This window comes from Ralstonia mojiangensis, from assembly GCF_023955645.1.
Taxonomy (GTDB): Bacteria; Pseudomonadota; Gammaproteobacteria; order Burkholderiales; family Burkholderiaceae; genus Ralstonia; species Ralstonia mojiangensis.
Genome location: NZ_JAMXHU010000001.1, coordinates 22,185 through 48,453 on the forward strand (window position 1 = coordinate 22,185; position 26,269 = coordinate 48,453).

Annotated in this window: 23 protein-coding genes; 16 read left to right on the forward strand and 7 right to left on the reverse strand. The window is 63.8% G+C overall.

Translation table 11 applies throughout. The features are described 5' to 3' along the window. From mraY to lpxC, 11 genes are all read left to right on the forward strand, one after another. Entirely contained in the window at nt 1–1,170 is a 1,170-nt protein-coding gene (mraY, locus tag NG898_RS00100; protein WP_092972354.1) for a phospho-N-acetylmuramoyl-pentapeptide-transferase, read from the forward strand. 143 nt (nt 1,171–1,313) lie between these two features. Beyond that, nucleotides 1,314–2,813: a UDP-N-acetylmuramoyl-L-alanine--D-glutamate ligase gene (gene murD / locus NG898_RS00105; RefSeq protein WP_252691590.1), complete on the forward strand. Its 1,500-nt coding sequence runs from the start codon at nt 1,314–1,316 to the stop codon at nt 2,811–2,813. Next, nucleotides 2,810–4,051, forward strand: coding sequence for a putative lipid II flippase FtsW (gene ftsW, locus NG898_RS00110; RefSeq protein ID WP_092972356.1), 1,242 nt, complete (start codon nt 2,810–2,812; stop codon nt 4,049–4,051). The genes murD and ftsW overlap by 4 nt, the downstream gene beginning before the upstream one ends. Beyond that, nucleotides 4,048–5,136 carry an undecaprenyldiphospho-muramoylpentapeptide beta-N-acetylglucosaminyltransferase gene (gene murG / locus NG898_RS00115; protein WP_252690546.1) on the forward strand — a complete coding sequence of 363 codons (1,089 nt, stop codon included), beginning with the start codon at nt 4,048–4,050 and terminating at the stop codon, nt 5,134–5,136. Before ftsW ends, murG begins: the two co-directional genes overlap by 4 nt. 14 nt (nt 5,137–5,150) lie before the next feature. Next, nucleotides 5,151–6,602 (forward strand): UDP-N-acetylmuramate--L-alanine ligase, encoded by a 1,452-nt coding sequence (murC, locus tag NG898_RS00120; RefSeq protein WP_252690548.1) that lies wholly within the window; start codon nt 5,151–5,153, stop codon nt 6,600–6,602. After that, nucleotides 6,599–7,594 carry a D-alanine--D-alanine ligase gene (locus tag NG898_RS00125; protein WP_252690549.1) on the forward strand — a complete coding sequence of 332 codons (996 nt, stop codon included), beginning with the start codon at nt 6,599–6,601 and terminating at the stop codon, nt 7,592–7,594. Before murC ends, NG898_RS00125 begins: the two co-directional genes overlap by 4 nt. Before the next feature lie 37 nt (nt 7,595–7,631). Further along, nucleotides 7,632–8,543 (forward strand): cell division protein FtsQ/DivIB, encoded by a 912-nt coding sequence (locus tag NG898_RS00130; protein ID WP_092972360.1) that lies wholly within the window; start codon nt 7,632–7,634, stop codon nt 8,541–8,543. Continuing rightward, a complete protein-coding gene (gene ftsA / locus NG898_RS00135; RefSeq protein WP_024979178.1) occupies nt 8,540–9,772 on the forward strand; it encodes a cell division protein FtsA in 1,233 nt (410 codons plus the stop codon). The genes NG898_RS00130 and ftsA overlap by 4 nt, the downstream gene beginning before the upstream one ends. Nucleotides 9,773–9,912: 140 nt before the next feature. Further along, a complete protein-coding gene (gene ftsZ / locus NG898_RS00140) occupies nt 9,913–11,112 on the forward strand; it encodes a cell division protein FtsZ (RefSeq protein WP_024979177.1) in 1,200 nt (399 codons plus the stop codon). 389 nt (nt 11,113–11,501) lie between these two features. Then, nucleotides 11,502–12,002 carry a peroxiredoxin gene (locus NG898_RS00145; protein WP_252690551.1) on the forward strand — a complete coding sequence of 167 codons (501 nt, stop codon included), beginning with the start codon at nt 11,502–11,504 and terminating at the stop codon, nt 12,000–12,002. Between the two features lie 245 nt (nt 12,003–12,247). Continuing rightward, entirely contained in the window at nt 12,248–13,165 is a 918-nt protein-coding gene (gene lpxC / locus NG898_RS00150) for a UDP-3-O-acyl-N-acetylglucosamine deacetylase (RefSeq protein WP_252690553.1), read from the forward strand. A gap of 48 nt (nt 13,166–13,213) precedes the next feature. Here the strand turns inward: lpxC and NG898_RS00155 are convergent, their stop codons facing one another. Further along, nucleotides 13,214–13,735 (reverse strand): DciA family protein, encoded by a 522-nt coding sequence (locus tag NG898_RS00155; RefSeq protein ID WP_045204768.1) that lies wholly within the window; start codon nt 13,733–13,735, stop codon nt 13,214–13,216. A gap of 69 nt (nt 13,736–13,804) precedes the next feature. Between NG898_RS00155 and NG898_RS00160 the strand changes: the two genes are divergently transcribed. The 5 genes from NG898_RS00160 to NG898_RS00180 all read left to right on the forward strand — a co-directional run bounded on the left by NG898_RS00160 (nt 13,805) and on the right by NG898_RS00180 (nt 20,467). Beyond that, complete coding sequence (locus NG898_RS00160) at nt 13,805–14,770, forward strand: M23 family metallopeptidase (RefSeq protein ID WP_252690554.1); 966 nt, start codon at nt 13,805–13,807, stop codon at nt 14,768–14,770. A 248-nt stretch (nt 14,771–15,018) separates the two neighbouring features. Beyond that, on the forward strand, nt 15,019–17,823 hold the full coding sequence (secA, locus tag NG898_RS00165; RefSeq protein WP_252690556.1) for a preprotein translocase subunit SecA: 2,805 nt from the start codon (nt 15,019–15,021) through the stop codon (nt 17,821–17,823). Nucleotides 17,824–17,897: 74 nt separating this feature from the next. Next, nucleotides 17,898–19,127, forward strand: coding sequence for a bifunctional glutamate N-acetyltransferase/amino-acid acetyltransferase ArgJ (gene argJ, locus NG898_RS00170; RefSeq protein WP_252690558.1), 1,230 nt, complete (start codon nt 17,898–17,900; stop codon nt 19,125–19,127). Between the two features lie 16 nt (nt 19,128–19,143). Further along, nucleotides 19,144–20,028: an ATP-binding protein gene (locus tag NG898_RS00175; protein WP_252690559.1), complete on the forward strand. Its 885-nt coding sequence runs from the start codon at nt 19,144–19,146 to the stop codon at nt 20,026–20,028. Further along, nucleotides 20,018–20,467, forward strand: a complete 450-nt coding sequence (locus NG898_RS00180) for an NUDIX domain-containing protein (protein ID WP_252690561.1) — start codon at nt 20,018–20,020, stop codon at nt 20,465–20,467. The genes NG898_RS00175 and NG898_RS00180 overlap by 11 nt, the downstream gene beginning before the upstream one ends. Here the strand turns inward: NG898_RS00180 and NG898_RS00185 are convergent. The 6 genes from NG898_RS00185 to pilB form a co-directional block, all read right to left on the reverse strand. Next, a complete protein-coding gene (locus NG898_RS00185; protein ID WP_252690563.1) occupies nt 20,460–20,663 on the reverse strand; it encodes a DNA gyrase inhibitor YacG in 204 nt (67 codons plus the stop codon). The two genes, NG898_RS00180 and NG898_RS00185, sit on opposite strands and share 8 nt — an antisense overlap. Before the next feature lie 8 nt (nt 20,664–20,671). Further along, entirely contained in the window at nt 20,672–21,430 is a 759-nt protein-coding gene (gene zapD, locus NG898_RS00190; RefSeq protein WP_004633038.1) for a cell division protein ZapD, read from the reverse strand. 135 nt (nt 21,431–21,565) lie between these two features. Then, a complete protein-coding gene (gene coaE, locus NG898_RS00195) occupies nt 21,566–22,180 on the reverse strand; it encodes a dephospho-CoA kinase (protein WP_252691591.1) in 615 nt (204 codons plus the stop codon). A gap of 13 nt (nt 22,181–22,193) precedes the next feature. Next, nucleotides 22,194–23,075: a prepilin peptidase gene (locus NG898_RS00200; RefSeq protein ID WP_252690564.1), complete on the reverse strand. Its 882-nt coding sequence runs from the start codon at nt 23,073–23,075 to the stop codon at nt 22,194–22,196. Then, a complete protein-coding gene (locus NG898_RS00205) occupies nt 23,075–24,340 on the reverse strand; it encodes a type II secretion system F family protein (protein WP_252690566.1) in 1,266 nt (421 codons plus the stop codon). Before NG898_RS00205 ends, NG898_RS00200 begins: the two co-directional genes overlap by 1 nt. A 44-nt stretch (nt 24,341–24,384) precedes the next feature. Continuing rightward, a complete protein-coding gene (gene pilB, locus NG898_RS00210; RefSeq protein WP_252690568.1) occupies nt 24,385–26,112 on the reverse strand; it encodes a type IV-A pilus assembly ATPase PilB in 1,728 nt (575 codons plus the stop codon). Nucleotides 26,113–26,269: the final 157 nt, after the last annotated feature.

Below are 26,269 nucleotides of genomic sequence, written 5' to 3' on the forward strand. Positions count from 1 at the left end.
ATGTTATTGGCATTGGCGCAATGGTTGCAGAACGACTACGGCTTCCTGCGCGTCTTCAACTATCTGACGTTCCGCGCCGTGATGGCATCTCTCACGGCGCTGGTGATCGGCCTCGGCTTCGGGCCGTGGGTGATCCGTCGCCTGACCGAGCTGAAGGTCGGCCAGGCTGTGCGCAGTTATGGCCCGCAAACGCACCTGGTCAAGGCCGGCACGCCCACGATGGGCGGTGTGCTGGTGCTCATCGGTATTGCTGTGTCGACGCTGCTGTGGGCGGACTGGGGCAACCGCTTCATCTGGATCGTGCTGCTCGTCACGCTCGGCTACGGCGCGATCGGTTGGGTGGATGACTACCGCAAGGTCGTGCACCGTGATCCGAAGGGCATGTCCTCGCGCGAGAAATTCTTCTGGCAGACCGTGATCGGTCTGTTTGCTGCGGCATACCTGGCGTTCTCGGTGTCCGAGACGAGCAACATGCGCGTGCTTGAGCTGTTCATGGATTGGGTGCGAAGCGGCCTGTCACTGAACCTGCCGGCCAAGTCGCACCTGATCGTGCCGTTCTTCAAAGAGATCAGCTACCCGCTGGGCGTGTTCGGTTTCATCATCCTGACGTACCTCGTGATCGTCGGCTCCAGCAATGCGGTGAACCTGACCGACGGCCTTGATGGCCTCGTCATCATGCCGGTCGTGCTTGTGGGCAGCGCGCTGGGCGTGTTCGCCTACGTGATGGGTAGCGCTGTCTACAGCAAGTACCTGCTGTTCCCGCACATTCCGGGCGCGGGCGAGCTGCTGATCTTCTGCTCGGCGATGGCAGGTGCGGGGCTTGCCTTCCTGTGGTTCAACGCGCATCCGGCACAGGTGTTCATGGGTGACGTCGGCGCGCTGGCGCTGGGTGGGGCGCTGGGCACCATCGCTGTGATCGTGCGTCAGGAAATCGTGCTCTTCATCATGGGCGGCATCTTCGTGGCGGAGACCGTCTCCGTGATGCTGCAGGTGACGTGGTTCAAGTTCACCAAGAAACGTTATGGCGAGGGCCGGCGCCTGTTCCGCATGGCGCCACTGCACCATCATTTCGAGCTGTCCGGCTGGAAGGAAACGCAAGTGGTCGTGCGCTTCTGGGTCATCACCATGATGCTGGTGCTGATCGGCCTGTCGACCCTGAAGCTGCGGTGAGCACGCACATGACCGACATGACCGAATCGATCAGCCCGGACGACATGGACGCCACACAGCCGGAAGCGGCCGTGGACGCCGTTGTCGCGACGCTCGATTCCACCGAACCGATGCCCGCTGCCGAAACCGCCCAGGAGCCGCGCATGTTCGGCGACTTCGACGCGCCGGCGGTGCTGGTGCTCGGCCTTGGCGAATCCGGCCTGGCAATGGCGCGCTGGTGTGCCCGTCATGGCGCGCGAGTGCGCGTGGCCGACACGCGCGAGGCGCCGGCCAACCTGCCGACGTTGCGTGCGCACGTGCCGGATGCCGAATTCGTGAGCGGCCCATTCGCCGTGTCGCTGCTGGACGATGTGACGCTGGTGGCCATCAGCCCCGGGCTGTCGCCGCTGGATGCCAACGTCGCCGCACTGCTGAGCGCCGCCAATGCGCGCAGCGTGCCAGTGTGGGGCGAGATCGAATTGTTTGCCCGCGCGTTGGCGGGTCTCAAGACCGCGCAAGGCTACACGCCGCGCGTGCTAGCCATTACCGGGACCAACGGCAAAACAACCACCACGGCGCTCACGGGCGCCTTGGTGGAGCGCGCCGGCAAGACTGTCGGCGTGGCAGGCAACATCAGCCCGTCGGCGCTCGATAAGCTCGGCGAATGCATTGACGCCGGCACGCTGCCTGAAGTGTGGGTGCTCGAGCTTTCCAGCTTCCAGCTCGAAACCACGCACACGCTGGACGCAGACGCCGCCACCGTCCTCAACATCACGCAGGATCACCTTGACTGGCACGGCACGCTGGAGGCCTATGCCGCTGCGAAGGGCCGCATCTTCGGCGCCAACACCGTGCGCGTGCTGAACCGTCAGGACGCGGGCGTGATGGCATTCGCAAGCAAGAACGGCGGCGATATCACCTTCGGCATCGATGAGCCGGGCACGCCCGATGCGCTCGGCCTGCTGCGCGATGGCGGCATGCCGTGGATCGTCCTGGCCGAAGCCGACGAGGAAGATCTGCCCAAGCCCACGCGCCGCAAGAAGGGCGACAACGCGCCCGCCGCCCCGGTGCCGGTGCGCCTCAAGCGCTTGATGCCCGCCGACGCGCTGCGCATCCGCGGCTTGCACAACGCCACCAACGCGATGGCCGCACTGGCGCTGTGCCGCGCGATTGGCCTACCCGTGAGCGCGCTGCTGCACGGCCTGCGCGACTACGCCGGCGAGCCGCACCGCGTCGAACTGATCGCCGCATTTGACGACATCGAATTCTTCGACGACAGCAAGGGCACCAACGTCGGCGCGACGGTGGCTGCACTCTCGGGCTTGTCCAAGCATGTCGTGCTGATCGCCGGTGGTGACGGCAAGGGTCAGGACTTCTCGCCGCTGGCCGAGCCGGTCGCGCAGTACGCGCGCGCCGTGATCCTCATCGGCCGCGATGCACCGCTGATTCGTGAGGCGCTGGCCAATACCGGTGTCGCGCTGATCGATGCGCCGACGCTGGAGGCCGCCGTGCCGCAAGCCGCCGCGCATGCGCAACCGGGCGATGCCGTGCTGTTGTCGCCGGCGTGCGCCAGCTTTGACATGTTCCGCAACTATGAACATCGCGCCCAGGTGTTCCACGAGGCCGTGGCCGCATTGGCGGCAGACCGAGGAGTCCTCCTATGAGCGACACCCAGATCAAGCGCAGCGGCTTCATCGGCGCGACCATCGGCAATGCGTGGGATGGCCTGCGTGATGCCGTTTCGGGGGTCAAGCCCACGCGCTCCAAGATGATGGAGTACGACCAGCCGCTGATGTGGGTTGCGATTGTGCTGCTCGGCCTCGGGCTGGTGATGGTGTATTCGGCGTCCATCGCGTTGCCGGATTCGCCCAAGTACGCCAACTACAGCAATGGCCACTTCCTGATCCGCCACATTTTCTCGCTGGTGATTGGGCTCATCGGTGCGATCGTCGCATTCCAGATTCCGGTCAAGTTCTGGGACAAATACGCACCGAAGCTTTTCATCATCGCGCTGGTGCTGTTGGTGATCGTGCTCGTTCCGCACGTGGGCAAGGGCGTGAACGGAGCGCGCCGCTGGCTGCCGCTGGGCGTCATGAACTTCCAGCCGTCCGAGCTGATGAAGCTGGCGGTCGTGCTGTACGCCGCCAACTACACCGTGCGCAAGCAGGACTGGATGCAGAGCGTGCGCAAGGGCTTCCTGCCGATGGGCGTGGCCGTGGCGTTTGTGGGCTCGCTCCTGCTGTTGGAGCCGGACATGGGCGCGTTCCTGGTGATCGCGGCCGTGGCCATGGGCATCCTCTTCCTGGGCGGCGTGAACGGCAAGCTGTTCGGCGGCCTCGTGCTGACGGCGGTTTCCACCTTCTCACTGCTGATCGTGGCGTCGCCGTGGCGGCGTGAGCGGATCTTCGCGTACCTGAACCCCTGGCAAGAGGAATACGCACAGGGCAAGGCTTACCAGCTCACCCACTCGCTCATCGCTTTCGGCCGTGGCGAGTGGACCGGCGTCGGCCTGGGCGGCAGCATCGAGAAGCTGCACTACCTGCCGGAAGCACATACCGACTTCATCCTGGCCGTGATCGGCGAGGAACTGGGCTTTGTCGGCGTGCTGATCGTGATCCTGCTGTTCTACTGGATGGTGCGGCGCGCATTCGAGATCGGCCGCACCGCATTGCAGCTCGACCGCACGTTTGCCGGCCTGGTCGCCAAAGGCTTGGGTATCTGGATCGGCTGGCAGGCCTTCATCAACATGGGTGTGAACCTCGGCCTGCTGCCAACCAAGGGCCTGACACTGCCGATGGTCAGCTACGGCGGTTCGGGCATCCTGATGAACTGCGTGGCGCTCGCGCTGTTGCTGCGTATCGATTATGAAAACCGCGTGCTGATGCGTGGGGGCAAGGTATGACGGTAGGCTCGGCGCCCCGCACGCTCCTCGTCATGGCCGGCGGTACGGGCGGTCACATCTTCCCCGCGCTGTCGGTGGCCAAGCTGCTGGCCGCGCGTGGCTGGAAAGTGGTGTGGCTTGGTAACGCGAACGGCATGGAAGGCCAGCTGGTGCCCAAGCATGGCTTCCCTCTGGAGTCGGTGCAGTTTGGTGGCCTGCGCGGCAAGGGCCTCGTCACCAAGTTTCTGCTGCCGCTCAACCTGTTGCGCGCGTTCTGGCAGAGCCTCGGTGTGGTGCGCCGCGTGCGTCCAAACGTGGTGTTGGGCATGGGCGGCTATATCACGTTCCCGGGCGGCATGATGAGCGTGCTGCTGGGGCGCCCGCTGGTGCTGCACGAACAGAATTCCATCGCAGGTCTGGCCAACCGCGTGCTTGCGCGCGTGGCGGATCGCGTGCTGTGCGCATTTCCGAATGCACTGTCCGGTGCTGAGTGGGTCGGCAACCCGATCCGCGCCGACCTGGCCATGCTGGCTTCGCCGCAAGCGCGCTACGCCGAGCGAACCGGCCCGCTGCGCGTGCTGGTCGTTGGCGGCAGCCTGGGCGCGGCGGCGCTCAACGACGTGGTGCCCAAGGCGCTGGCGTTGCTGCCGGCTGATACGCGCCCGATCGTCATCCATCAGGCTGGTGCCAAGCAGATCGACACGCTGCGCGCCAACTATGCCGCCGCGGGCATTGAAGATGCCCACGCGCAACCCGTGCCCTTCATCGACGACATGGCGGCCGCGTATGCGCACGCCGATCTCGTGATCTGCCGCGCGGGCGCAATGACCGTTTCAGAAGTGGCCGCGGCGGGTGTCGCGGCGCTGTTCGTGCCGTTCCCGCACGCCGTGGACGATCACCAGACCACCAACGCGCGCTTCCTTTCGGAACGCGGGGCGGCGCTGTTGGTGTCGCAGCAGGAACTGGGTCCGGCATCGCTGGCAGATACACTCGCGTCCCTGACGCGTGCGCAGTTGGCCGATATGGCGGCTAAAGCACGTGAGCAGGCACGGCCCGAAGCGGCCGAGCGTGTCGCCGACGTGTGTGTAGCGGTGGCACGGGCATAGGGAATCGAATCGATATGAAGCACATCGTCAAGAACATCCATTTTGTAGGCATCGGCGGGGCCGGCATGAGCGGCATCGCCGAGGTGCTGCTGAACCTCGGCTACCGCGTGACAGGCTCAGATCTGGGCAGCAGCGCGACCACGCAGCGGCTGGCAACCCTCGGCGCGACAATCATGCAGGGCCACGCGCCGGAGCACGTAATCGGCGCCAATGCTGTGGTCGTGTCCACCGCCGTGCGCGGCGACAACCCCGAAGTGCTGGCGGCGCGCGCCAAACGCATCCCCATCGTGCCGCGTGCGGTGATGCTGGCCGAGCTGATGCGCCTGAAGCAGGGCATCGCCATTGCCGGCACGCACGGCAAGACAACCACCACCAGCCTCGTCGCCTCCGTGCTGGCCGAAGGCGGCCTGGACCCGACCTTCGTGATTGGCGGCCGCCTGAACTCTGCCGGCGCCAACGCTCGGCTGGGCACGGGCGACTTCATCGTCGCCGAGGCCGACGAATCCGATGCGTCGTTCCTCAACCTGTTCCCCGTGATCGAAGTCATCACCAATATCGATGCCGATCACATGGAGACCTACGGGCACGATTTCTCGCGCCTGAAGCAGGCGTTCATCGAGTTCACGCAGCGTCTGCCGTTCTACGGCATTGCCGTGCTGTGCGTGGATGATCCGAACGTGCGCGAAATTCTGCCGTTCGTCTCCAAGCCTGTCGTGCGCTACGGTTTTGCCGAAGATGCGCAAGTGCGTGCGGTCAATGCGCGCGCCGTCGATGGCCGCATGGAATTCACCGTGATCCGCCAGATCAACGGCCATGCCGAGCCGCCGCTGTCGATCACGCTCAACCTGCCGGGCCTGCACAACGTGCAGAACGCGCTGGCCGCCATCGCCATCGCTACCGAACTGGAAGTGCCGGACGAGGCCATCGTCAAGGCGTTGGCCGAATTCAACGGCGTGGGCCGCCGCTTCCAACGCTACGGCGAAGTGCCGACCGCCGACGGCAAGGGCCGCTTCACGCTCATCGATGACTACGGCCACCACCCCGTCGAGATGGCTGCCACGCTGGCCGCTGCGCGCGGCGCGTTCCCCGGTCGTCGCCTTGTGCTGTCGTTCCAGCCGCACCGCTTTACCCGCACGCGCGATTGCTTCGAAGATTTTGTGAAGGTGCTCGGTACCGTAGATGCGCTGCTGCTCGCCGAGGTGTACGCCGCCGGTGAGCCTCCCATCGTCGCCGCCGACGGCCGCGCGCTGACGCGTGCGCTGCGCGTGGCCAACAAGATCGAGCCGGTATTCGTCGAGCAGATCGAAGACATGCCGCAAGCGATTCTGAATGCGGCGCAGGACGGCGACGTGGTCATCACCATGGGCGCAGGTTCGATCGGGCAGGTGCCCGGTCAAGTGGTTGCGTTGCAGGCGCAGGCGCGCAGCACAAATGTCGTGGATCTGAACGGAGGCGCCGCAGCATGACGACCGGTCCGTTTGTTCCAAATCCGACGATTGATCCGAAGTCCCTCGGCAAGGTGGGCGTGCTCATGGGCGGCCGGTCCGCCGAACGCGAAATCTCGCTGATGTCCGGCAACGGCGTGTTGGCTGCTCTGCGTGCGCGCGGCGTCGATGCGCACCCGTTCGACCCGGGCCTGCAGGCCGTGGCCGATCTGGCCAAGCAAGGGTTCGACCGCGTCGTGATCTCGCTGCACGGCCGCTTTGGCGAAGACGGCACGATCCAGGGCTTGCTCGAACAATTCGGCATTCCGTACACCGGCAGCGGCGTACTCGCGTCTGCGCTGGCGATGGACAAGGAAGCCACCAAGCGCCAATGGCAGACCCACGGCCTGCCCACGCCTGACTTCGTGATGTTGCACGCCGGCGCTGACTGGCAAGCCGTGGCCGACCGCCTTGGCCTGCCGCTGATCGTCAAGCCGGCGCGCGAAGGTTCGTCGATCGGTCTGACCAAGGTCACGAGCGCCGCCGAGCTGCCCGCCGCCTACGAAAAGGCTGCACGCCTGGACCGCGACGTGATGGCTGAGCAGTTCATCGAAGGCGACGAACTGACCTGCCCGATCATCGGCGAAGGCGAAAGCGCCACGGCATTGCCGCTTATCCGCATCGTCGCGCCGCAGGCCAACTACGACTACCAGAACAAGTACTTCACCGACGACACGCGCTACGAATGCCCGGCACCGATTCCCGCCGACGTGGCCTCGCGCGTGCAGGCGCTGGTGGTACAGGCGTATCGCGGGCTGGGCTGCCGTGGCTGGGGCCGTGCCGACATCATGCTGCGCAAGTCCGACAACGCGCCGTTCCTGCTGGAGATGAACACGTCGCCGGGCATGACTGGCCATTCGCTGGTGCCGATGGGCGCGCGCGCGGCCGGCATCAGCTATGAAGATTTCGTCTTGCAACTGGCGGCGAGTGCATCGCTGGAGCTGCACGCGAGCACCGACTGGAAACCAGAGTAATCAACGCAACGTCAGCGAAACCGGACAGCACAACGTTATGTGGCACAACACCCGTCTCCTCAACGCCGTCGCGAGCGCGCTCTATGCGCTGCTCGCGCTTGGCGCGTTGGGCGTTGGGACGGTCTGGCTGATGCAGCGACCGATGTTCCAGCTGCAGCAGGTGCGGGTGATGCCGATGGCCGGCAGCGAGTTGCGCCACGTAAATGTGCCGAGTCTGCGCGCCAACGCGCTGACCAAGCTGCGCGGCAATTTCTTCTCGCTGAATCTGGACGACGCGCGTGCCGCATTCGAATCGGTGCCGTGGGTGCGGCGTGCGAGCGTACGCCGCGTGTGGCCGAACGGGCTGCTGGTGGAAGTGCAGGAGCACGAAGCGCTCGGCACCTGGGGCGGCAATGAGTCCGGCAAGCTGGTCAACACGTATGGCGAAGTCTTCGTGGCCAACCTGGCCGAAGCTGAAGATGACACCGATTTGGTTGCGCTGGCTGGCCCCGAAGGAACCGAGCAGGACGTGGTCGACAAGCTGGAGACCATGACCGAGTGGTTCAAGCCGATGAATGTCGAGCCGCTGAGCGTGACGCTCACCGACCGCTACGCCTGGCGCGCGCGGTTGTCCAACGGCACGGTCATCGAGCTGGGCCGCGAACTGAATGACGATGACCGCACAGCGCTGGCCGCGCGTGCCCGCCGCTTTGTGCGTGCGTGGCCCGAGGTGACGAAGCGCTGGGGCGGTCAGATCGAATACGCCGATCTGCGGTATCCCAACGGATTCGCAGTTCGGGCGGCGGGTGTGCGCTTCCTGACCGATGCGCAGGCTGCGGTGCTGGCCAAGGGGGGCAAGCTGCCTGGCACCGCGAATGGCACCAGCAGTGCTGCAAAGCCGAAAGCCACGCTGGGGGGTAAGCCGGCGGCCAACAACAAAGCAACGCGAAGCACAGAGAAAACGCGATGAGCAAGGAATACAAGGATCTTCTGGTCGGGCTGGACATCGGCACCTCCAAGGTGGTGGCGGTGGTCGCCGAGCTGCGTCCTGACGGCGCCTACGAGGTCATTGGCATGGGCCAGACCGAATCGAAGGGGCTGAAAAAGGGCGTGGTGGTCAACATCGAGGCGACCGTCCAGTCGATCCAGAAAGCGCTCGAAGAAGCGGAGCTGATGGCTGACTGCAAGATCAGCGAGGTCTTCACCGGCATCGCGGGCAGCCACATCCGCAGCTTCAACTCGAGCGGCATGGTGGCGATCAAGGACAAGGAGGTCACCTCCACCGACGTGGCGCGCGTGATTGAGACCGCCAAGGCCGTCAACATCCCGACCGACCAGCAGATCCTGCACATCCTCACGCAGGAATTCATCATCGACGGTCAGGAAGACGTGCGCGAGCCGATCGGTATGAGCGGCATCCGGCTTGAGGTGAAGGTGCACATCGTGACCGGTGCCGTGAGTGCGGCGCAGAACATCGTCAAATGCGTGCGCCGCTGCGGGCTGGAAGTGCACGACCTGATTCTGCAGCCGCTGGCATCGAGCCTAGCGGTGCTGACCGAAGACGAGAAGGAACTCGGCGTGGTGCTGGTCGACATCGGCAGCGGCACGACCGACATCGCCATCTTCAGCGAAGGCGCGATCCGCCACACGGCCGTGATCCCCATCGCCGGTGACCAGATCACCAACGACATCGCGATGGCCCTGCGCACGCCGACGCCGGACGCTGAAGACATCAAGATCCAGTACGGCATCGCCAAGCAGGTGCTGGCCGATCCGGACGAGATGATCGATGTGCCCGGCGTCGGCGACCGCGGCCCACGCACGCTCTCGCGCCAGGCGCTGGCCGCCGTGATCGAGCCGCGTGTGGAAGAGCTGTTCTCGCTCGTGCATCAGGTAGTGCGCGAATCCGGCTATGAGGAACTGCTCTCCAGCGGCGTGGTCCTCACTGGCGGTACCGCAATGATGCCGGGCATGGTCGAGCTGGGTGAAGACATGTTCTTGAAGCCCGTGCGCGTGGGCGTGCCTGAGTACCGCGGCAACCTGCACGAGGTGGTGAAGAGCCCGCGTTACGCCACCGTGATGGGCTTGCTGCAGGAAGGTCGCGTGCAGCGGGTGCGTGGGCGCAAGGTTGTGGTGCAGTCCGGATCGGCCAAGCAGATCTGGACGCGCATGAAGGAATGGTTCATCGGCAATTTCTAAGCACGTGTGTGCTGGGTGTTGACGATGTGCTCCCTGGGGGGAGCAAGTTGAGTTTCTTGTTTTGATGTTTTTTGTTCAGGAACCAGGAGTTGCGGCGGGGAGGCTGCATCGTCTGGGACTGATCACTTCTGGAGGCAATGATGGACTTCGACATGATTGAAACGGAAATGCAGGACGGCACCATCATCAAGGTGGTCGGCGTCGGCGGCGCGGGCGGTAATGCCGTGCAGCACATGATCAACCGCGGCGTACAAGGCGTGGAATTCATCTGCATGAACACCGATGCGCAGGCGCTCAAGCGCTCGACCGCATCGCGCGTGCTGCAGCTCGGCAGCACTGGCCTTGGCGCTGGCGCCAAGCCGGAAGTGGGCAAGCACTGCGCAGAGGAAGCCCGTGAGCAGATCGCCGACGCACTGCGCGGCGCGCACATGGTCTTCATCACGGCCGGCATGGGCGGCGGTACGGGCACGGGTGCAGCACCGGTGGTTGCACAGGTCGCCAAGGAAATGGGCATCCTGACCGTGGGCGTGGTGTCCAAGCCGTTCGAATTCGAAGGCGCACGCCGCTCGAAGGTTGGCGAGCACGGCGCGAACGACCTCGAAGGTAACGTCGATTCGCTGATCGTCGTGCTCAACGAAAAGCTCTTCGAAGTCATGGGCGATGATGCCGAGATGGACAAGTGCTTCCAGTGCGCCGACGACGTGCTGCACAACGCGGTTGCCGGCATTGCGGAAATCATCAACGTCGATGGTCTGGTGAACGTCGACTTTGAAGACGTGAAGACCGTGATGGGCGAACAAGGCAAGGCGATGATGGGCACGGCCACCGTGTCCGGCGTCGACCGTGCGCGTCTGGCCGCTGAACAGGCCGTGGCAAGCCCGCTGCTGGAAGGCGTGGACCTGTCGGGCGCGCGTGGCGTGCTGGTCAACATCACGGCCAGCCGTTCGCTCAAGCTGTCCGAAACCAAGGAAGTGATGAACACCATCCGCAGCTATGCTGCGGAAGATGCCACCGTCATTTTCGGTACGGTCTACGACGACGCCATGGGCGACGCACTGCGTGTGACCGTGGTTGCGACGGGCCTGGGTCGCGCTGCTCGCAACAAGCAGCAACAGCAACAGACGATGACGCTGCTGAAGACCGGTACGGACAACCAGCCGGTGGCTTTCGGCGGTAGCGCCGGTCACTCGGTGGCGGCCGCGCCGGACTACAGCAATTTCGACACCCCCGCCGTGTGGCGCAGCTCGCGTGAGTCGGCATCGGCTCACGTGGCGGCACTGCAAGAGAAGGGCGTCGACACGTACGACATTCCGGCATTCCTGCGTAAGCAGGCGGACTGATCGGGCCTGCGTTGGTTCGATAGCGCTCGCGCACGTCCGACTGCCTGCGGCACCGCACGCCGCGCGCGGTTCACGGCTCCCCTCCCGTGATCGCCGTTGTGTGATGGCCCGCTGCTCGCAAGTCGACAGCGCTCGACGAACCGGACACAGTCGTTGCCGCCGGGCAGGTTGGCCTCTGGCCGCCTCCCCGGAAGGGTTCACCCCGCCCGGCGGGTGTATCCGTTCGTTGTGCCGCGCGCGCTGCGTTCCGAGCCAAGCGGCCTGATGGTGTTGTCTCCCAAGACCGCCCGCGTGATTCGTTCACGCGGGCGGTCTCGTTTTACGAACCGGCTGCGCGGTCGCGCGGCAAGTTCTATGATCGCGATATCCACGCACGCTTCCTGACGATCATGATCCAGCCTGGTCAACCGCTTCCCGACGCAACGCTCTACGAGTTCTTTGAAGTGGAAAAGGACGGCTGCGCGCTCGGCCCCAATGCTTTTTCCGTCCAGCATCTGGCCGAGGGCAAGACGATCGTCATCTTCGGGCTGCCCGGTGCGTTCACGCCGACCTGCTCGGCGCGGCATGTGCCCGGCTACCTCGCCCACTTCGACGCGCTGCGCGCCAAGGGTGTCGACGAGATCTGGTGTGTGTCCGTCAACGATGCCTTCGTGATGGGGGCCTGGGCCCGCGCGCAAGGCACCGACGACAAAATCCGCATGCTGGGTGATGGCAGCGCGGAGTTCACCAGCAAGCTCGGCCTGGAGCAGGACCTCTCCAAGCGCGGCATGGGCGTGCGCTCGCAGCGCTACGCGATGGTCGTGAAGGACGGTGTGGTAACAGCGCTACAGGTGGAAGCGCCCGGGCAGTTCGCCGTCAGCAGCGCCGAATCCATCCTGGCGATACTCTGACGCCCCGCCAACGGCTCCCCCAAATGGCGGAGTACCGCCCGCTATCCCGCCCCGCCTCAAGGCCGACGAGACCGTGGCGCCGAATCTGCGTGCACTAAGGTTAAGCAGAGTGTGAGCACCCCTAACATCCCGATACAAAAGTCGTTTTGAAGGCAGGGACGTGAAAATGGTATGCTTAGGGTTATCACCTATGCAGACCGCATAGATAAAAACAATCGTAGAAATTTCGTGAGTTGAGGGCGGCCATGTTGAAACAACGCACCATCAAGTCCCTCGTCAAGACCGTCGGCATCGGGTTGCACTCGGGCCGTAAGGTGACGTTGACGTTGCGCCCGGCAGCCGCAGGCACCGGCATCGTCTTCACGCGCGTTGACCTCGAGCCGGCCGTCGAGATTCCCGCTACCGCCAGCGCCATCGGCGACACCCGCTTGGCGTCCGTGCTGCAAAAGGACGGCGCCCGCGTGTCGACCGTCGAACATTTGATGTCGGCTTGCGCCGGCCTCGGCATCGACAATCTCTATGTCGACGTCGACGCCGAAGAAATCCCCATCATGGACGGCAGCGCGGCCTCATTCGTGTTTCTGTTGCAATCGGCGGGCATCGAAGAGCAGGGCGCGGCCAAGCGGTTCATCCGCGTGCTCAAGCCGGTGGAAATCCGCGAGGGCGACAAGCTTGCCCGCCTCGACCCATACTTCGGCTTCAAGCTGTCGTTCACGATCGAATTCCGCCATCCGGCTGTCGACAAGACCGGCCAGACGTTCGAGATCGACTTTGCTGACACCAGCTACACGCGCGAAATCGCCCGCGCCCGTACGTTCGGTTTCGCGCATGAAGTTGAAATGCTGCGCGAGGTCGGTCTGGCGCGCGGCGGCAGCCTCGACAACGCCATCGTGCTCGACGAGCACCGCATGCTGAACAACGACGAACTGCGCTATGGCGATGAGTTCGTCCGTCACAAGATTCTCGACGCGATTGGCGATCTGTATGTGGTCGGCCATCCGCTGATTGCCGCGTACACGGCGCACAAGTCGGGCCACGGCCTGAACAACGCGCTGCTGCGCGCGCTGCTGGCGGACGAAACGGCCTACGAGATGGTGACGTTCGACAAGGTGGAAGAGGCGCCGCGCGCGTTCTTGCCCCAGTTGCAACCAGCGTTTTCTTGACCGGCCGAGGCGATCGTCGCCATGAAAAAGCGCCCCACGGGGCGCTTTTTATTTAGGTCCTGCGACAGGGGGCACGTGCCGGGCAATCATTTCAGCCAACGCTTGGCGGAGTGGCGAATCAGGCAGTTCGTTGGCCAGCGCCGCCAAGCTATTGACCCCAACTGCCGTCATCTTGGCGCGTTTAGGCGGCTTTTCGGTCTCTTGTGGCCATAAGCTGTCGCTGCCGCCCTGCGGTTGTACCCGTACACGAATTGCGGTAATCTGCGATCCCCGGCGTTGCAGACGCTCCAGCAAGGTGGGTACCACCTGCCGTAAGCGCGCCGCAGCCGCACTATGTGCGGCGAGCAACACCAGAGTCGCTTCCCGGCTATCGCGCGCATCGTTCTTGATGCCACCGATCGCCACGCCGCCGCCCAAGCCGGGCGGCAACAGCGACAACACCTCCGCTTCCAACGACGCCAATTGCCTGGCCGCCTGCATCAGCGGGCCGACCGAACCGGCACCCGAGAGCCAATCCTGGACGGGTTTTGCCACAGGCGTCTTGAGGGCGGGATGAACAAAGATTCGCATGCCGGCATTGTAGGGCGCTTCCTCGCGCTTTCGTGCCGGTGGGCAGCTTTTTTGTCCGGAAAACGAGCGATGCAGATCATCCTGATTCACCCGCGCAAGGCCGGCGCGATGCACCTGTCGCGACGCGGCGTCTTCGTGGCTATTGGCGCGGCGTTGCTGACCGTGGCGGCTCTGTCCGTCGGTGGGACGTGGCTGGCGGCCAAGCAGGGGCTGCTGCCGGGTGCGGCTGCTTCCGCGGTTCCCGGCGCCGACCAGCGCGTCACCCGCGAAAACCTCAACCTGATGGCCGCGCGCATTGGCGAAATGCAGGCGCAGATCGCGCGCCTGGACGCGCTGGGCGCCCGTGTGTCGGGGCTGGCAGGTGTGCCGCCGCGCGAGTTCGATTTCAAATCACAGCCGAGCCGCGGCGGGCCGGAGGGTGCATTCTCGCGGCCGATGTCGATGCCGGAAATTCAGTCCGAGCTGAATCGACTGACGCGCTCGGCAGACCAGCGCAACGATTACCTCAGCGTGCTTGAGAGCACCCTGATGGACCGGCAGATCCACGCCAAGATGATGCCGACCGTGCGCCCGGTGGCCACGGGCTACGATTCCTCGGGCTTCGGCACGCGGATCGATCCGTTCACGGGCCGGCGCACGCAGCATGACGGCGTCGACTTTGTCGGTCCGGTTGGAACGCCCATCGTGGCCGCTGCCGGTGGCGTGGTGGTGGCCAGCGAGTTCCACCACGAATACGGCAACATGATCGACATCGACCACGGCAACGGCCTGAAGACGCGCTATGCGCATGCGTCCAAGGTGTTTGTGAAGGTCGGCGACATCGTGAAGGCGGGCGAGCGCATTGCGTTAATCGGCCGCACCGGCCGCGCCACTGGCCCGCACCTGCACTTCGAGGTGCACGTCAACGACGTTCCGCAGAATCCGGTGGCCTTCCTGGAGAACGCCGGTCAACCCAAGATGGCAACCAACAAGGCGCCCGCGCCGAAGGTTGCGGCGGCCGATATCGGAAAGAGCATGGCGGCGGCCGGCCATTGATCTAGCGTGGGTTGCAATCGGGGCGCCCGTCCCCAGTTCAGCGTGAGTGTGTAGCCGCCCGGACGACGTTCGTGCGGCCCTAAAGTGCAGCGTTCCTGCCACATCCGGCGGTTCTGCTGCCATCAAGCGGGTGTTTTGCACATGCTAAACTCCCGCCTTTGCGCCAACCCTTTCTGGGCCGTTGTGCTGCCTGTGTTTCGCGGTCTCTCCGACGCGTTTTCCGGGTGGCTCACCAGCCCTAGCCATCGATGATCACGGGCCTTCTCAAGAAGATTTTCGGCAGCCGTAATGAACGGCTGATCAAACAATACCGCCGCAAGGTGGCGCAGATCAATGCGCTCGAGCCCAAGTTCGAAGCGCTCTCCGATGCCGAGCTGCAGGCCAAGACCGAAGAATTCCGCCAACGTTTTGCCAAGGGCGAGACCCTCGACGCGTTGTTGCCCGAAGCGTTTGCTGTGTGCCGCGAGGCCAGCAAGCGCGTGATGAAGATGCGGCACTTCGACGTGCAGCTTGTCGGCGGCATGGTCCTGCACGACGGCAAGATCGCCGAAATGCGCACGGGTGAAGGCAAGACGCTGACCGCAACGCTGGCTGTGTATCTGAACGCCATTTCGGGTCAGGGCGTGCACGTCGTGACGGTCAACGATTACCTCGCCCAGCGCGACGCCGAGTGGATGGGTCGTCTGTATAACTGGCTGGGTTTGTCGGTGGGGGTCAACCTGACCACCATGGACCACGACCAGAAGCAGGCTGCCTACGCGTCGGACATCACCTACGGCACGAACAACGAGTTCGGCTTCGACTACCTGCGCGACAACATGGTGTACGACGCCGGCCAGCGCGTGCAGCGTCCGCTGAACTACGCGATCGTCGATGAGGTGGATTCGATCCTGATCGATGAAGCGCGCACCCCGCTGATCATCTCTGGCCAGGCAGAAGACCACACCGACCTGTACCGCCGCATGAACGGCATCCCGGCGCAGCTCACGCGCCAGATCGGTGAAGAGAAGTCGGATGGCACAGGCGTCGAGAAGCCGGGCGATTACTATGTCGACGAAAAGTCGCACCAGGTCTACCTGACCGAATCGGGCCACGAGAAAGCCGAGCAGATTCTGCTGCAAGCCGGCTTGATCGGTGAGGGCGAATCGCTCTACGCGCCGCAGAACATCACGCTGATGCACCACCTGTACGCCGCCCTGCGTGCGCACAGCCTGTTCTTCCGCGATCAGCACTACGTGGTGCAGAACGGTGAAGTGGTGATCGTCGATGAATTCACCGGCCGGCTGATGGCGGGCCGCCGCTGGTCCGACGGTCTGCATCAGGCCGTGGAGGCCAAGGAAGGCGTGCAGATCCAGCAGGAAAACCAGACGCTGGCGACCATCACGTTCCAGAACTACTTCCGCATGTACAACAAGCTGTCGGGCATGACCGGCACGGCTGACACGGAAGCGTATGAATTCCAGGAGATTTATGGCCTGGAAACCGTGGTGATCCCGACTAACCGCACGCCGCAGCGCAAGGACTTGCAGGATCAGATCTACAAGACCTCGAAGGAGCGCTACGACGCCGTCATTCGCGATATTCGCGATTGCTACGAGCGGGGCCAGCCGGTGCTGGTGGGCACAACGTCCATCGAAAACTCCGAACTGCTGTCGAACCTGCTGAACCAGGCCAAGCTGCCGCACCAGGTGCTCAACGCGAAGCAGCACGAACGTGAAGCCGAGATCATCGCGCAGGCCGGTCGTCCGAAGATGATCACCATTGCCACCAACATGGCTGGCCGCGGTACCGACATCGTGCTGGGCGGCAATGTGGAAAAGCAGTCTGGCTTCGTGATGGCCGACGAGTCGCTCTCCGACGCTGAGAAGGCCTCGCGCGTGAAGACACTGCAGGACGAATGGCAATCGCTGCACGAGCAGGTGAAGGCCGCCGGCGGTCTGCACATCGTGGGCACCGAGCGCCACGAGTCGCGCCGGATCGACAACCAGCTGCGTGGCCGTGCCGGCCGTCAGGGCGACCCGGGTTCGTCGCGTTTTTATCTGTCGTTGGACGATCAACTGCTGCGCATCTTCGCAGGCGACCGCGTCCGCGCAATTATGGATCGCCTGAAGATGCCCGAAGGCGAGCCGATCGAAGCCGGCATCGTCACGCGCTCGATCGAATCGGCGCAGCGCAAGGTCGAAGGCCGCAACTTCGATATCCGCAAGCAACTGCTGCAATACGACGACGTCTCCAACGATCAGCGCAAGGAACTCTACAAGCTGCGTAACGAGATTCTCGAAGCGCAGGACGTGGGCGATCTGGTCAAGAACCTGCGCGAATCCGTGTTCATCGAGCTGTTCCGCACCTATGTGCCGGCCGAGACCATGGAAGAGCAGTGGGATGTCGCCGGTCTGGAGAAGGCCCTGCGTGAAGACTGGGGTGTCGATCAGCCGCTGGTGAAGACGCTGGAAGATGCGCAGTCGATCGAAGACGAAGATCTGCTGAAGATGGTGCTGGACGCCGCCGAAGCGGTGTACGAAGGCAAAGTGGCGCAGGTGGGCCGCGAGTCATTCGCAGGGTTCGAGCGTTCGGTGATGCTGCAAAGCCTCGATACGCACTGGCGTGAGCACCTGGCGGCGCTCGACATGCTGCGCCAGGGCATCCACCTGCGCGGCTATGCGCAGAAGGACCCGAAGCAGGAATACAAGCGCGAGTCGTTCGAACTGTTCGGCCGCCTGCTCGATACCATTCGCAACGAAGTCACGCGTATTGTCTTCACGGTGCGAATCCAGTCGCAGGAAGAGCTGGAGCAGGCGTCCGAGCAGATCGAAGAAGATCTTTCTGCGCTGAGCAACCTGCAGTACAAGCACGACGAATTCAGCGAGCTGGCCGAAGTGGCCGCGGGTGATGCGGAGATTCACGGCGCGACACCGGCTATGGCCGCACCGCGTTCGGCGGCATCTGCCGCTGCTGCCGCATTGGCTGGCGAAGTGCCGAAAGTTGGCCGCAACGACCCGTGCCCATGCGGTTCGGGCAAGAAGTACAAGCAGTGCCACGGCAAACTTGCCTGACGCTGTTTAGACCCGTTTTCTGTTGATTCACGATGCCCGCAATGCGGGCATCCTCATTTTGAAAGGTGTGCTCCATGGCTGTGAATCTCGTCGCGCCTGCCGCTGACTCCCTGTTGCCGATCGACGGTGTGGACCTGGGCTGGGCCGAGGCCGGTGTGCGTAAGGCCAATCGCAAGGACGTGCTGCTGGTTCGTATCGCCGAGGGCTCGACGGTGGCCGGTGTGTTCACACAGAACCGTTTCTGCGCGGCACCTGTGCAGGTGTGCCGCGAGCATCTGGCGAGCGGCAAGGGCGCACGTGCGATCGTCGTGAACACAGGCAACGCGAATGCCGGAACGGGCGCACCGGGCCTCGCGCACGCACGCCAGACCTGCGATGCCGTGGCCAAGCTGCTGGGCGTGTCGGCGGAGCAGGTGCTGCCGTTCTCTACGGGCGTGATTCTGGAGCCGCTGCCCGTAGACCGCATCGTCGCTGGGCTGCCCGCCGCGCAGGCGAATGCCAAGCCCGATAACTGGCTGGCCGCCGCCGAAGCCATCATGACCACCGACACCGTACCCAAAGCAGCGTCCGCCACGTGCACGCTGTCGGGCAAGACGGTACGCATGTCGGGCATCAGCAAGGGCGCAGGCATGATCCGCCCGAACATGGCGACGATGCTCGGCTTCATCGCCACCGATGCCAATGTGGATGAAGCCGTGCTTCAAGGTTTGGTGCGCCACGCCGCCGATCATTCGTTCAACAGCGTGACGGTGGATGGCGATACCTCCACCAACGACTCGTTCGTCGTCATCGCCACGGGCCGCGCCGGCACGCCGCGCATCGATTCCGAATCGCACCCCGACTACGCGGCGCTGCGCGATGCGCTGACGGGCCTCGCACAAGACCTGGCGCAGAAGATCGTGCGCGACGGCGAGGGCGCGACCAAGTTCATGGCCATCCAGGTTGAGGGCGGCCGCAACGTTGAGGAGTGCCGACTGATCGCCTACGCAGTCGCTCACTCGCCGCTGGTCAAGACCGCGTTCTACGCGTCGGACCCCAACCTCGGCCGCATCCTGGCCGCCGTTGGCTACGCCGGTGTGACGGACCTCGACGTGAACGGCGTCAACCTCTGGCTCGACGACGTGTGGGTTGCGCGTGACGGTGGCCGCAACCCCGAATACCGCGAAGAGGACGGCCAGCGCGTGATGAAGCAGGCAGAGATCACCGTGCGCATTGCACTCGGCCGCGGCAACGCCACCGCCACCGTGTGGACGTGCGACTTCTCGCACGATTACGTGTCCATCAATGCGGACTACCGTTCGTAATTCGGAGTCAGCCGCTATGTCGTCCGACCTTTCCGCACGGCTCGACCGCTTTCTCGGTCGGCTTGAGCAATGGCTGCCGCCTGAACTGACCGAAGCTGACTGGAACGAAGCCGTGGCTTTCCGCTGGCGAAAACGCCAGAGCTTGTTCGGCAACATCGGCTATCTCGCGCCGATCCGGCAACTGCCGCCGATCCGTCTGAGCGATCTGCACAACATCGAGCGCCAGAAAGACGCCATCGTCGCCAACACTCGCCAATTCGTGCGTAAGTTGCCGGCCAACAATGTGCTGCTCACGGGTGCGCGGGGCACCGGTAAGTCATCGCTCATCAAGGCGTGCCTGAACGAATTCGTGAAGGAAGGCCTGCGCCTTGTCGAAGTCGACAAGGATGATCTGGCTGATCTGGGCGATATCGTCGAGCAACTTTCGACGCGCCCGGAGCGCTTCGCGATCTTCTGCGATGACCTTTCGTTCGAAGAGGGCGAGTCGGGTTACAAGGCGCTGAAGTCTGCGCTGGACGGTTCGGTGGCAACGCAGTCGGACAATGTGCTGATCTACGCGACGTCCAACCGGCGCCATTTGCTGCCGGAATACATGAAGGACAACGAGACCTATCAGCACACATCGGACGGCGAAATCCATCCGGGCGAGGTGGTGGAAGAAAAGATCTCGCTCTCGGAGCGCTTCGGGCTGTGGCTGTCGTTCTACCCGCCCAAGCAGGACGAATATCTGACCATCGTCGGCCACTGGCTCCGGCATTTCGGCTGCAGCGACGAGGACATCGCCGCTGCGCGTGGCGATGCGCTGGTCTGGGCGCTCGAGCGCGGTTCGCGCTCTGGTCGCGTGGCATGGCAGTTCGCCCGCGACTGGGGCGGCAAACATGGGCGGCAGCATGTCGACTGACAATCTGACGCAAGTGCCACCCACGCACACGCCCGACGGCCGCAGGATCACCGAAGTGGCCGTTGGCGTGCTGGTGCAGCCGGACGGCCAGTTCTTGCTGGCGCAGCGCCCCGAGGGCAAGCCGTACGCGGGCTACTGGGAATTCCCTGGCGGCAAGCTGGAGGCGGGCGAATCGGTGGAAGCTGCGCTCACGCGTGAGCTGAAGGAAGAGCTGGACGTTACGCTGCGCACCTGCGTGCCCTGGCACACCATCGAGCACGACTACCCGCACGCGTACGTGCGCCTGCACTTCTGCAAGGTAACAGCATGGGACGGCACATTGCGTGCGCTGGAAGGCCAGGATTTCGCCTGGCAGACGCTGCCGATCAACGTTGATCCGGTGTTGCCGGCAACGTTGCCCGTCTTCGAGTGGATGCGCGAGGAAGCGACGGCTAGTTGAGCTTGCCGCTCGTATCGTTGCCGGGTGCCTCGGGCAGGTCGTCCTCTTCGACCACGGGGATGGTGTACTGCTCGGCGGCCCAGGCGCCCAGGTCAATCTGCTTGCAGCGCTCGGAGCAGAAGGGGCGGTAGCGGCTCTCAGGCACCCAGGGCACGGGCTTGCCGCAGTTGGGGCATTTGACGGTCTTCACATTCATGGTGCGGCTCAGAAATTACAGAGCTTCAGCTGGAACGGGATATCCGCATCGACCGGCTTGGGTCGCAGGTCGCCATCCTGCTGGGTAAAACGCACCCAGAGCATGTACTTGTTGGCGCTGATCTCGGGAATGAACCCCAGCGCCGACTCGTCCAGGCGCACCTGCATCAGCTGGTACACACGGCCCGACAGCATCTGCTGATAGCTGCCAGCGTTAGCAATCACCTTGCCACTCTGGCCCGATTCGCGCAGCAGGCGCAGCACGATCATCGTGGCGTCGCGCAGCGGCACCAGCGGTTGGGCCCATTTGATGATGTCGGCGCGGCGGCGCTCGGCGGGGTGATGCTGCCATGCAAAATACGCGGGCAGATCAAACTCGCACGTACCGCCGGGGATGATCGCGCGGCTGCGGATGCTCGTCAGCCACTCGTTGTCGGCGATGAGTTGGCCGGCCTTGCCATGCGTGGCAGTGAGATTGCCCGAGGCGGTTTCCAGCTCGCTGATGACGGCATCAAGCGCGTCCTGGTCGATCTGCGGATTGGCGCGCAGCGCGGTGAGCGTCTGGCGCTGGCGATCGAGTTCTTTCAGCAGATCGGATTTGAGGTCGGCACGCCCGGCTACGTCCACCACTTCGAACAGCGTGGTCAGGGCCACATGGTGCTGCAGAGGGTGTTCCTGCACGAGAAAGAAATCCAGCCGCTCGAACAGGTCTTCGAGGCGCAGCAGCGTCCGAATGCGTTCGTTGAAGGGATATTCGTACAGGATCAAAACTTGGGTGCCCGGTTTGCTGGCCAGCTGGCATATGCGGCCCCGAAGCCCATTTGGCCTCGATCTGCCCGCATTCTATGCGAGACCCTCGTTCATCACAATGCAAAGGGCTGTGACGACCGCTTTCAGACCGTTTCAGTTCGCCCTGTAGGTTAGGTCCAGACGGTCGATCTGCGGCAGGAGGTCAGCCAGCGTGCCGCTGTTGTCGATCACGTCGTCGGCTGCGGCAAGGCGCGCTTCGCGTGAAGCCTGGCGCGCGATGATGGCTTCCACCTGCGTGCGCGGCAGTCCGCTACGGGCCATCACGCGGGCAATCTGCGTCTCCACCGGGCAGTCGACCACCAGAATGCGGTCGACCAGCGTGCGCCAACTGTGATGCCCGGCGAGGGATTCCACCAACAGGGGGACCACGTAGACGAGGTACGGATGCGCGCTCGATGCCTGCGCGGCGGCTCCGCGCGACAACGCGATCTTGCGGATGAGCGGATGCGTGATCTGCTCCAACCGCGATTTGGCGCTGGCGTCCGAAAACGCGAGGGCGCGCATGGCGTCGCGGTCCATGGCACCGTCCGCGCGCAGGATGCCGGCGCCGAATGTTTCGACCAGCTTCGGGATGGCGCCGCCGCCCGGTGCGGTGATTTCATGGGCGATAGCGTCGGTGTCAATGATGGCGGCACCGCGCTCAGCAAGGCGATCCGCCACGTAGCTCTTGCCGCTGCCGATGCCGCCGGTCAGGCCGATCACGCGCATGCCGATCGTGTCCTTATGGCGCAAGCAGCGGGCCGAGCCCTGCCATCATGAGCAGCTGCGGGCCGGCCAGCAGTGCGATCACACCGGCCCCGGCAATGAACGGTCCGAACGAGAACGGCGATTCGCTCTTCGCGCCGCGTGCAATGCGCACCAGCCCAAACACCAGTCCCACGACTGAGGACAGCAGCACCAGCAGCGGCAGCGCCTGCCAGCCGAACCAGGCGCCGAGTGCGGCCATCAACTTGAAGTCGCCGTAGCCCATGCCCTCACGGCCGCGCAGCAGCTTGTAGGCCCAGTAGATCGACCACAGGAACAGGTAGCCGGCCATCGCGCCAATCACCGCGTCGTGCAGATGCGTGAACATGCCGAACAGGTTCACGCCCAGCCCAAGCCAGAGCAGCGGCTGGGTGATGGCATCGGGCAACAGTTGTGTGTCGGCGTCGATCATCGTGCCGGCGATCAGGAACCACAGCAGCACCGCCGATGCGACTGCCACCCACGTCGGGCCGAAGTGCCACAGGCAGGCCGCGGTCAGCAAGCCGGTAACCAGTTCAACAGCGGGATAGCGCCACGAGATGGGTGTTTTGCATGCGCTGCACTGGCCGCGTAGCGCAAGCCAGCTCAACACGGGGATGTTCTCGATCGCCTTGATCTGATGACCGCACGACGGGCATGCCGAGCGCGGGACGACCAGGTTGTATGCGTCGGGGTGAGGCAGCGGCTCTTCGCGCAGCTCGGCGATGTAGTTGGCTTCCTCTCGCTCGATCATGCGCGGCAGGCGGTGGATCACCACGTTCAGGAAGCTGCCGACCAGCAAGCCCACCAGCGCCCCCGCTGCAATCACAAACCACGCTGGCAGTTGTGCCAGCGTGGGGATGACAAACAACTCCGGCATCAGACCACCTGCCCCAACTTGAAGATCGGCAGGTACATTGCCACCACCATGCCGCCAATCAGCACGCCTAGAATCACGATGATGATTGGCTCGATCAGCGCCGAGATGTTAGCCACCGCATCGTCCACCTCGCGCTCGTAGAACTCGGCCACCTTGAGCAGCATGCTGTCGAGCGCACCGGATTCTTCTCCGATCTGCGTCATCTGCAGCACCATGTTGTCGAACACGTGCGTGGCCTGCATGGCGTTGGTCAGGCTGGTACCGATGCGCACGGCTTGTTGGATCTCGATCGTGGCGTCGTGATAGATCCAGTTGCCGGCGGCGCCAGCCACCGATTCCATCGATTCCACGAGCGGCGTGCCGGCGGCAAACATGGTGGCCAGCGTACGCGTCCAGCGGGCGATGGTGGCTTTGCGGATAATGCTGCCGAAGATCGGCATGCGCAGAATCCAGCGGTGCGTGGAGCGCTGCACGTTCTCCGAGCGCTTGAATGCCCGCATGAACAGCACGATGCCGATGATGGGGGCAAAAACGATGATGTACCACCATTGCACGAAGAAGTCGGAGATGCCCATCACCACCAGTGTCGGGGCCGGCAGCGTAGCACCGAAGCTGGAAAACACGCCCTTAAACGCTGGCACCACAAAAATCATCAGCACCACCGTCACCAGGAAAGCCACCGTCAGCACCGAGATCGGATAGATCATCGCCGACTTGATCTGCGCCTTCAGCGCGATCGACTTCTCCATGTACAGCGAAAGCCGCTCAAGCAGGGCATCGAGAATACCGCCCTGCTCACCAGCGTCGATCAGGTTGCAGTACAGCGTGTCAAAGTACTTCGGATGACGGCGGAAGGCTTGCGCCATGCTGCTGCCCGACTCAATGTCGACACGGATTTCCGTCAGCAGTTGCGTGAAGTTCGGGTTGGCATGGCCCTTCGCGATGATGTCGACCGACTGCAGGAGCGGCACGCCGGCCTTCAGCATGGTCGAGAGCTGGCGCGTGAAGTAGGCGATGTCCTTCGGCGTGATCTTCTTGCCGCGGGCCGCCCGGCGGCGCTTGGACTTCGTGATCGACAGGCCTTGCTTGCGCAGGATGGCGTTCACCTCCGTGATGCTCTCGGCGCGCATCTCGCCCTTGAAGATCTTGCCTTTGCGATCTTTGCCTTCCCACTCGAAGATGTACTGCGTGGGCGCCTTTGTCTTGGCAGTCTTTCGCGCTGGCGCGGCGGCCGCGCGGTTCGCGGCGGGTGCTCGTGTGGCCATGGTTGGTTCCTACCCCCCGGTATGGGAACGATTGATCGAGAAGGTTATTGGTTCGTTGTGGCCAGCACTTCCTCAAGGGAAGTCAGCCCCTGCTTCACTTTCCGCAAGCCCGATTCGCGCAGCGACAGCACGCCCTCTTTACGCGCCTGCTCAGCGATCTGCAGCGCCGTGCCGTGCGTAAGGATGATCTCCTGGATCGCTTCGGTGATCGGCATGACCTGGTAGATGCCGACCCGGCCCTTGTAGCCGCTGCCGTTGCAGGTTTCGCAACCGACCGGGTGATACGGCTGCCAGGAGCCGTCGACGTCCGCTTCGGTAAAGCCCGCGTCGAGCAGCGTTTCCTTGGGCAGCGGCCCCGGCTTCTTACAATCCTTGCACAACCGGCGTGCCAGACGCTGCGCCGTAATCAGCAGCACCGACGACGCGATGTTGAACGGCGCCACCCCCATGTTCATCAGGCGAGTCAGCGTGGTCGGGGCATCGTTGGTGTGCAGCGTGGAAAACACCAAGTGCCCGGTCTGCGCGGCCTTGATCGAAATGTCGGCCGTTTCCAGATCTCGGATTTCGCCCACCATGATGATGTCCGGATCCTGCCGCAGGAACGACTTCAGAGCCGCTGCAAAGGTCAGCCCCGCCTTGTCATTCACGTTGACTTGGTTGATGCCGGGCAACTGGATTTCCGCCGGATCTTCGGCGGTAGAGATATTGATGTCGCCCTGATTCAGCCTGTTCAGGAAGGTGTATAGCGACACGGTCTTGCCCGAGCCCGTTGGCCCCGTCACCAACACCATGCCGTACGGGCGCTTGATCACGTCGAGCAGCAACTGCTTCTGTTCCGGCTCGTAGCCGAGCTGATCGATATCGAGCCGCTCGGTGGACGACTCCAGAATCCGGATCACGATCTTCTCGCCGAACAGCGTCGGCAGTGTCGATACCCGGAAGTCGATGGCGCGCTCGATCGTCTCCTTGTTGTCCTTGTCCTTGCGGTCTTTCGGAACAGTGATCAGCAGCTTCATGCGGCCGTCTTGCGGCACGCGCTTTTCCGAGATATCCAGGCGCGACAGCACCTTGATGCGCGTCGCGATCTTGTCGCGGATATCCAGCGGCGGCTGCGCGACCTGCGCGAGGATGCCGTCAATACGGAAACGCACGCGGTAAAACGTTTCAAAGGGCTCGAAATGCAAGTCCGATGCGCCGCGCAACAAGGCCTCGGTAAAGAGCTTCTGCAGGAAGCGCACCACGGGGGCATCGTCGATGCCATCGGCGGTCGTGCGACGCGTGGCGGCAGCAGCACCCGGGTCGTACTCGATCTGGGTGGCTTCCTGCTTGGTGAAGAGCGACTTGATCTCGGCCGGTGCCTCATTGGCGAGGCTCAACTGGCGCACCAGCTTGTCGTGCTCGACGATGACCGTTTCGATGGCCACGTTCATCTTCTGACGCAGCTCTTCGATCGGTTTCGGATCGCTCGGGTCGGACGTGGCGAGGATGAGGCGGTTTTCGCGGCGGCCCAGCGGCAACAGGCGCAACTGGGCAAAGTGCTTGTTGGCTGACAGCACGGCCGGCACGGTGTCGAGCTTGTACTGAGCCAAGTCCAGCAGCGGCATCTGATACTTGCCGGCCACGAACACCGCGAGGTCGTGCGCACTCATGATCCCGCTGCCCACCAGTTCGTCGATCAGTTGCGTGCGTTTTTCACGCGCGCTCTGTTCGAGCTGGGTGAGTAGCGTCGGCGCGATCCGCCGGCTCTGCGCTAGAGCGAGTCCGAGTGTCATGAGTCCAGTCCGTCAGGCTGAAGCTGACCATTTCAGCGCGCGCCGGGCCCCACCGCCTCCAGCGTGCGCTCGCCCCCCAAGGCGATTGTTTTATGTTCTGCAGCCGGTACCCCACCCATTCGTGGGGGGTGGTGTCCGGAACCGGGGCAGTTTGCCG

What these genes read in the sequence shown, in the direction of transcription:
- mraY (WP_092972354.1), top strand. Translation starts at nt 1, where the DNA reads ATGTTATTGGCATTGGCGCAATGGTTGCAGAACGACTACGGCTTCCTG.
- murD (WP_252691590.1), top strand. Translation starts at nt 1,314, where the DNA reads ATGTTCGGCGACTTCGACGCGCCGGCGGTGCTGGTGCTCGGCCTTGGC.
- ftsW (WP_092972356.1), top strand. Translation starts at nt 2,810, where the DNA reads ATGAGCGACACCCAGATCAAGCGCAGCGGCTTCATCGGCGCGACCATC.
- murG (WP_252690546.1), top strand. Translation starts at nt 4,048, where the DNA reads ATGACGGTAGGCTCGGCGCCCCGCACGCTCCTCGTCATGGCCGGCGGT.
- murC (WP_252690548.1), top strand. Translation starts at nt 5,151, where the DNA reads ATGAAGCACATCGTCAAGAACATCCATTTTGTAGGCATCGGCGGGGCC.
- NG898_RS00125 (WP_252690549.1), top strand. Translation starts at nt 6,599, where the DNA reads ATGACGACCGGTCCGTTTGTTCCAAATCCGACGATTGATCCGAAGTCC.
- NG898_RS00130 (WP_092972360.1), top strand. Translation starts at nt 7,632, where the DNA reads ATGTGGCACAACACCCGTCTCCTCAACGCCGTCGCGAGCGCGCTCTAT.
- ftsA (WP_024979178.1), top strand. Translation starts at nt 8,540, where the DNA reads ATGAGCAAGGAATACAAGGATCTTCTGGTCGGGCTGGACATCGGCACC.
- ftsZ (WP_024979177.1), top strand. Translation starts at nt 9,913, where the DNA reads ATGGACTTCGACATGATTGAAACGGAAATGCAGGACGGCACCATCATC.
- NG898_RS00145 (WP_252690551.1), top strand. Translation starts at nt 11,502, where the DNA reads ATGATCCAGCCTGGTCAACCGCTTCCCGACGCAACGCTCTACGAGTTC.
- lpxC (WP_252690553.1), top strand. Translation starts at nt 12,248, where the DNA reads ATGTTGAAACAACGCACCATCAAGTCCCTCGTCAAGACCGTCGGCATC.
- NG898_RS00155 (WP_045204768.1), bottom strand. Translation starts at nt 13,735, where the DNA reads ATGCGAATCTTTGTTCATCCCGCCCTCAAGACGCCTGTGGCAAAACCC.
- NG898_RS00160 (WP_252690554.1), top strand. Translation starts at nt 13,805, where the DNA reads ATGCAGATCATCCTGATTCACCCGCGCAAGGCCGGCGCGATGCACCTG.
- secA (WP_252690556.1), top strand. Translation starts at nt 15,019, where the DNA reads ATGATCACGGGCCTTCTCAAGAAGATTTTCGGCAGCCGTAATGAACGG.
- argJ (WP_252690558.1), top strand. Translation starts at nt 17,898, where the DNA reads ATGGCTGTGAATCTCGTCGCGCCTGCCGCTGACTCCCTGTTGCCGATC.
- NG898_RS00175 (WP_252690559.1), top strand. Translation starts at nt 19,144, where the DNA reads ATGTCGTCCGACCTTTCCGCACGGCTCGACCGCTTTCTCGGTCGGCTT.
- NG898_RS00180 (WP_252690561.1), top strand. Translation starts at nt 20,018, where the DNA reads ATGTCGACTGACAATCTGACGCAAGTGCCACCCACGCACACGCCCGAC.
- NG898_RS00185 (WP_252690563.1), bottom strand. Translation starts at nt 20,663, where the DNA reads ATGAATGTGAAGACCGTCAAATGCCCCAACTGCGGCAAGCCCGTGCCC.
- coaE (WP_252691591.1), bottom strand. Translation starts at nt 22,180, where the DNA reads ATGCGCGTGATCGGCCTGACCGGCGGCATCGGCAGCGGCAAGAGCTAC.
- NG898_RS00200 (WP_252690564.1), bottom strand. Translation starts at nt 23,075, where the DNA reads ATGCCGGAGTTGTTTGTCATCCCCACGCTGGCACAACTGCCAGCGTGG.
- NG898_RS00205 (WP_252690566.1), bottom strand. Translation starts at nt 24,340, where the DNA reads ATGGCCACACGAGCACCCGCCGCGAACCGCGCGGCCGCCGCGCCAGCG.
- pilB (WP_252690568.1), bottom strand. Translation starts at nt 26,112, where the DNA reads ATGACACTCGGACTCGCTCTAGCGCAGAGCCGGCGGATCGCGCCGACG.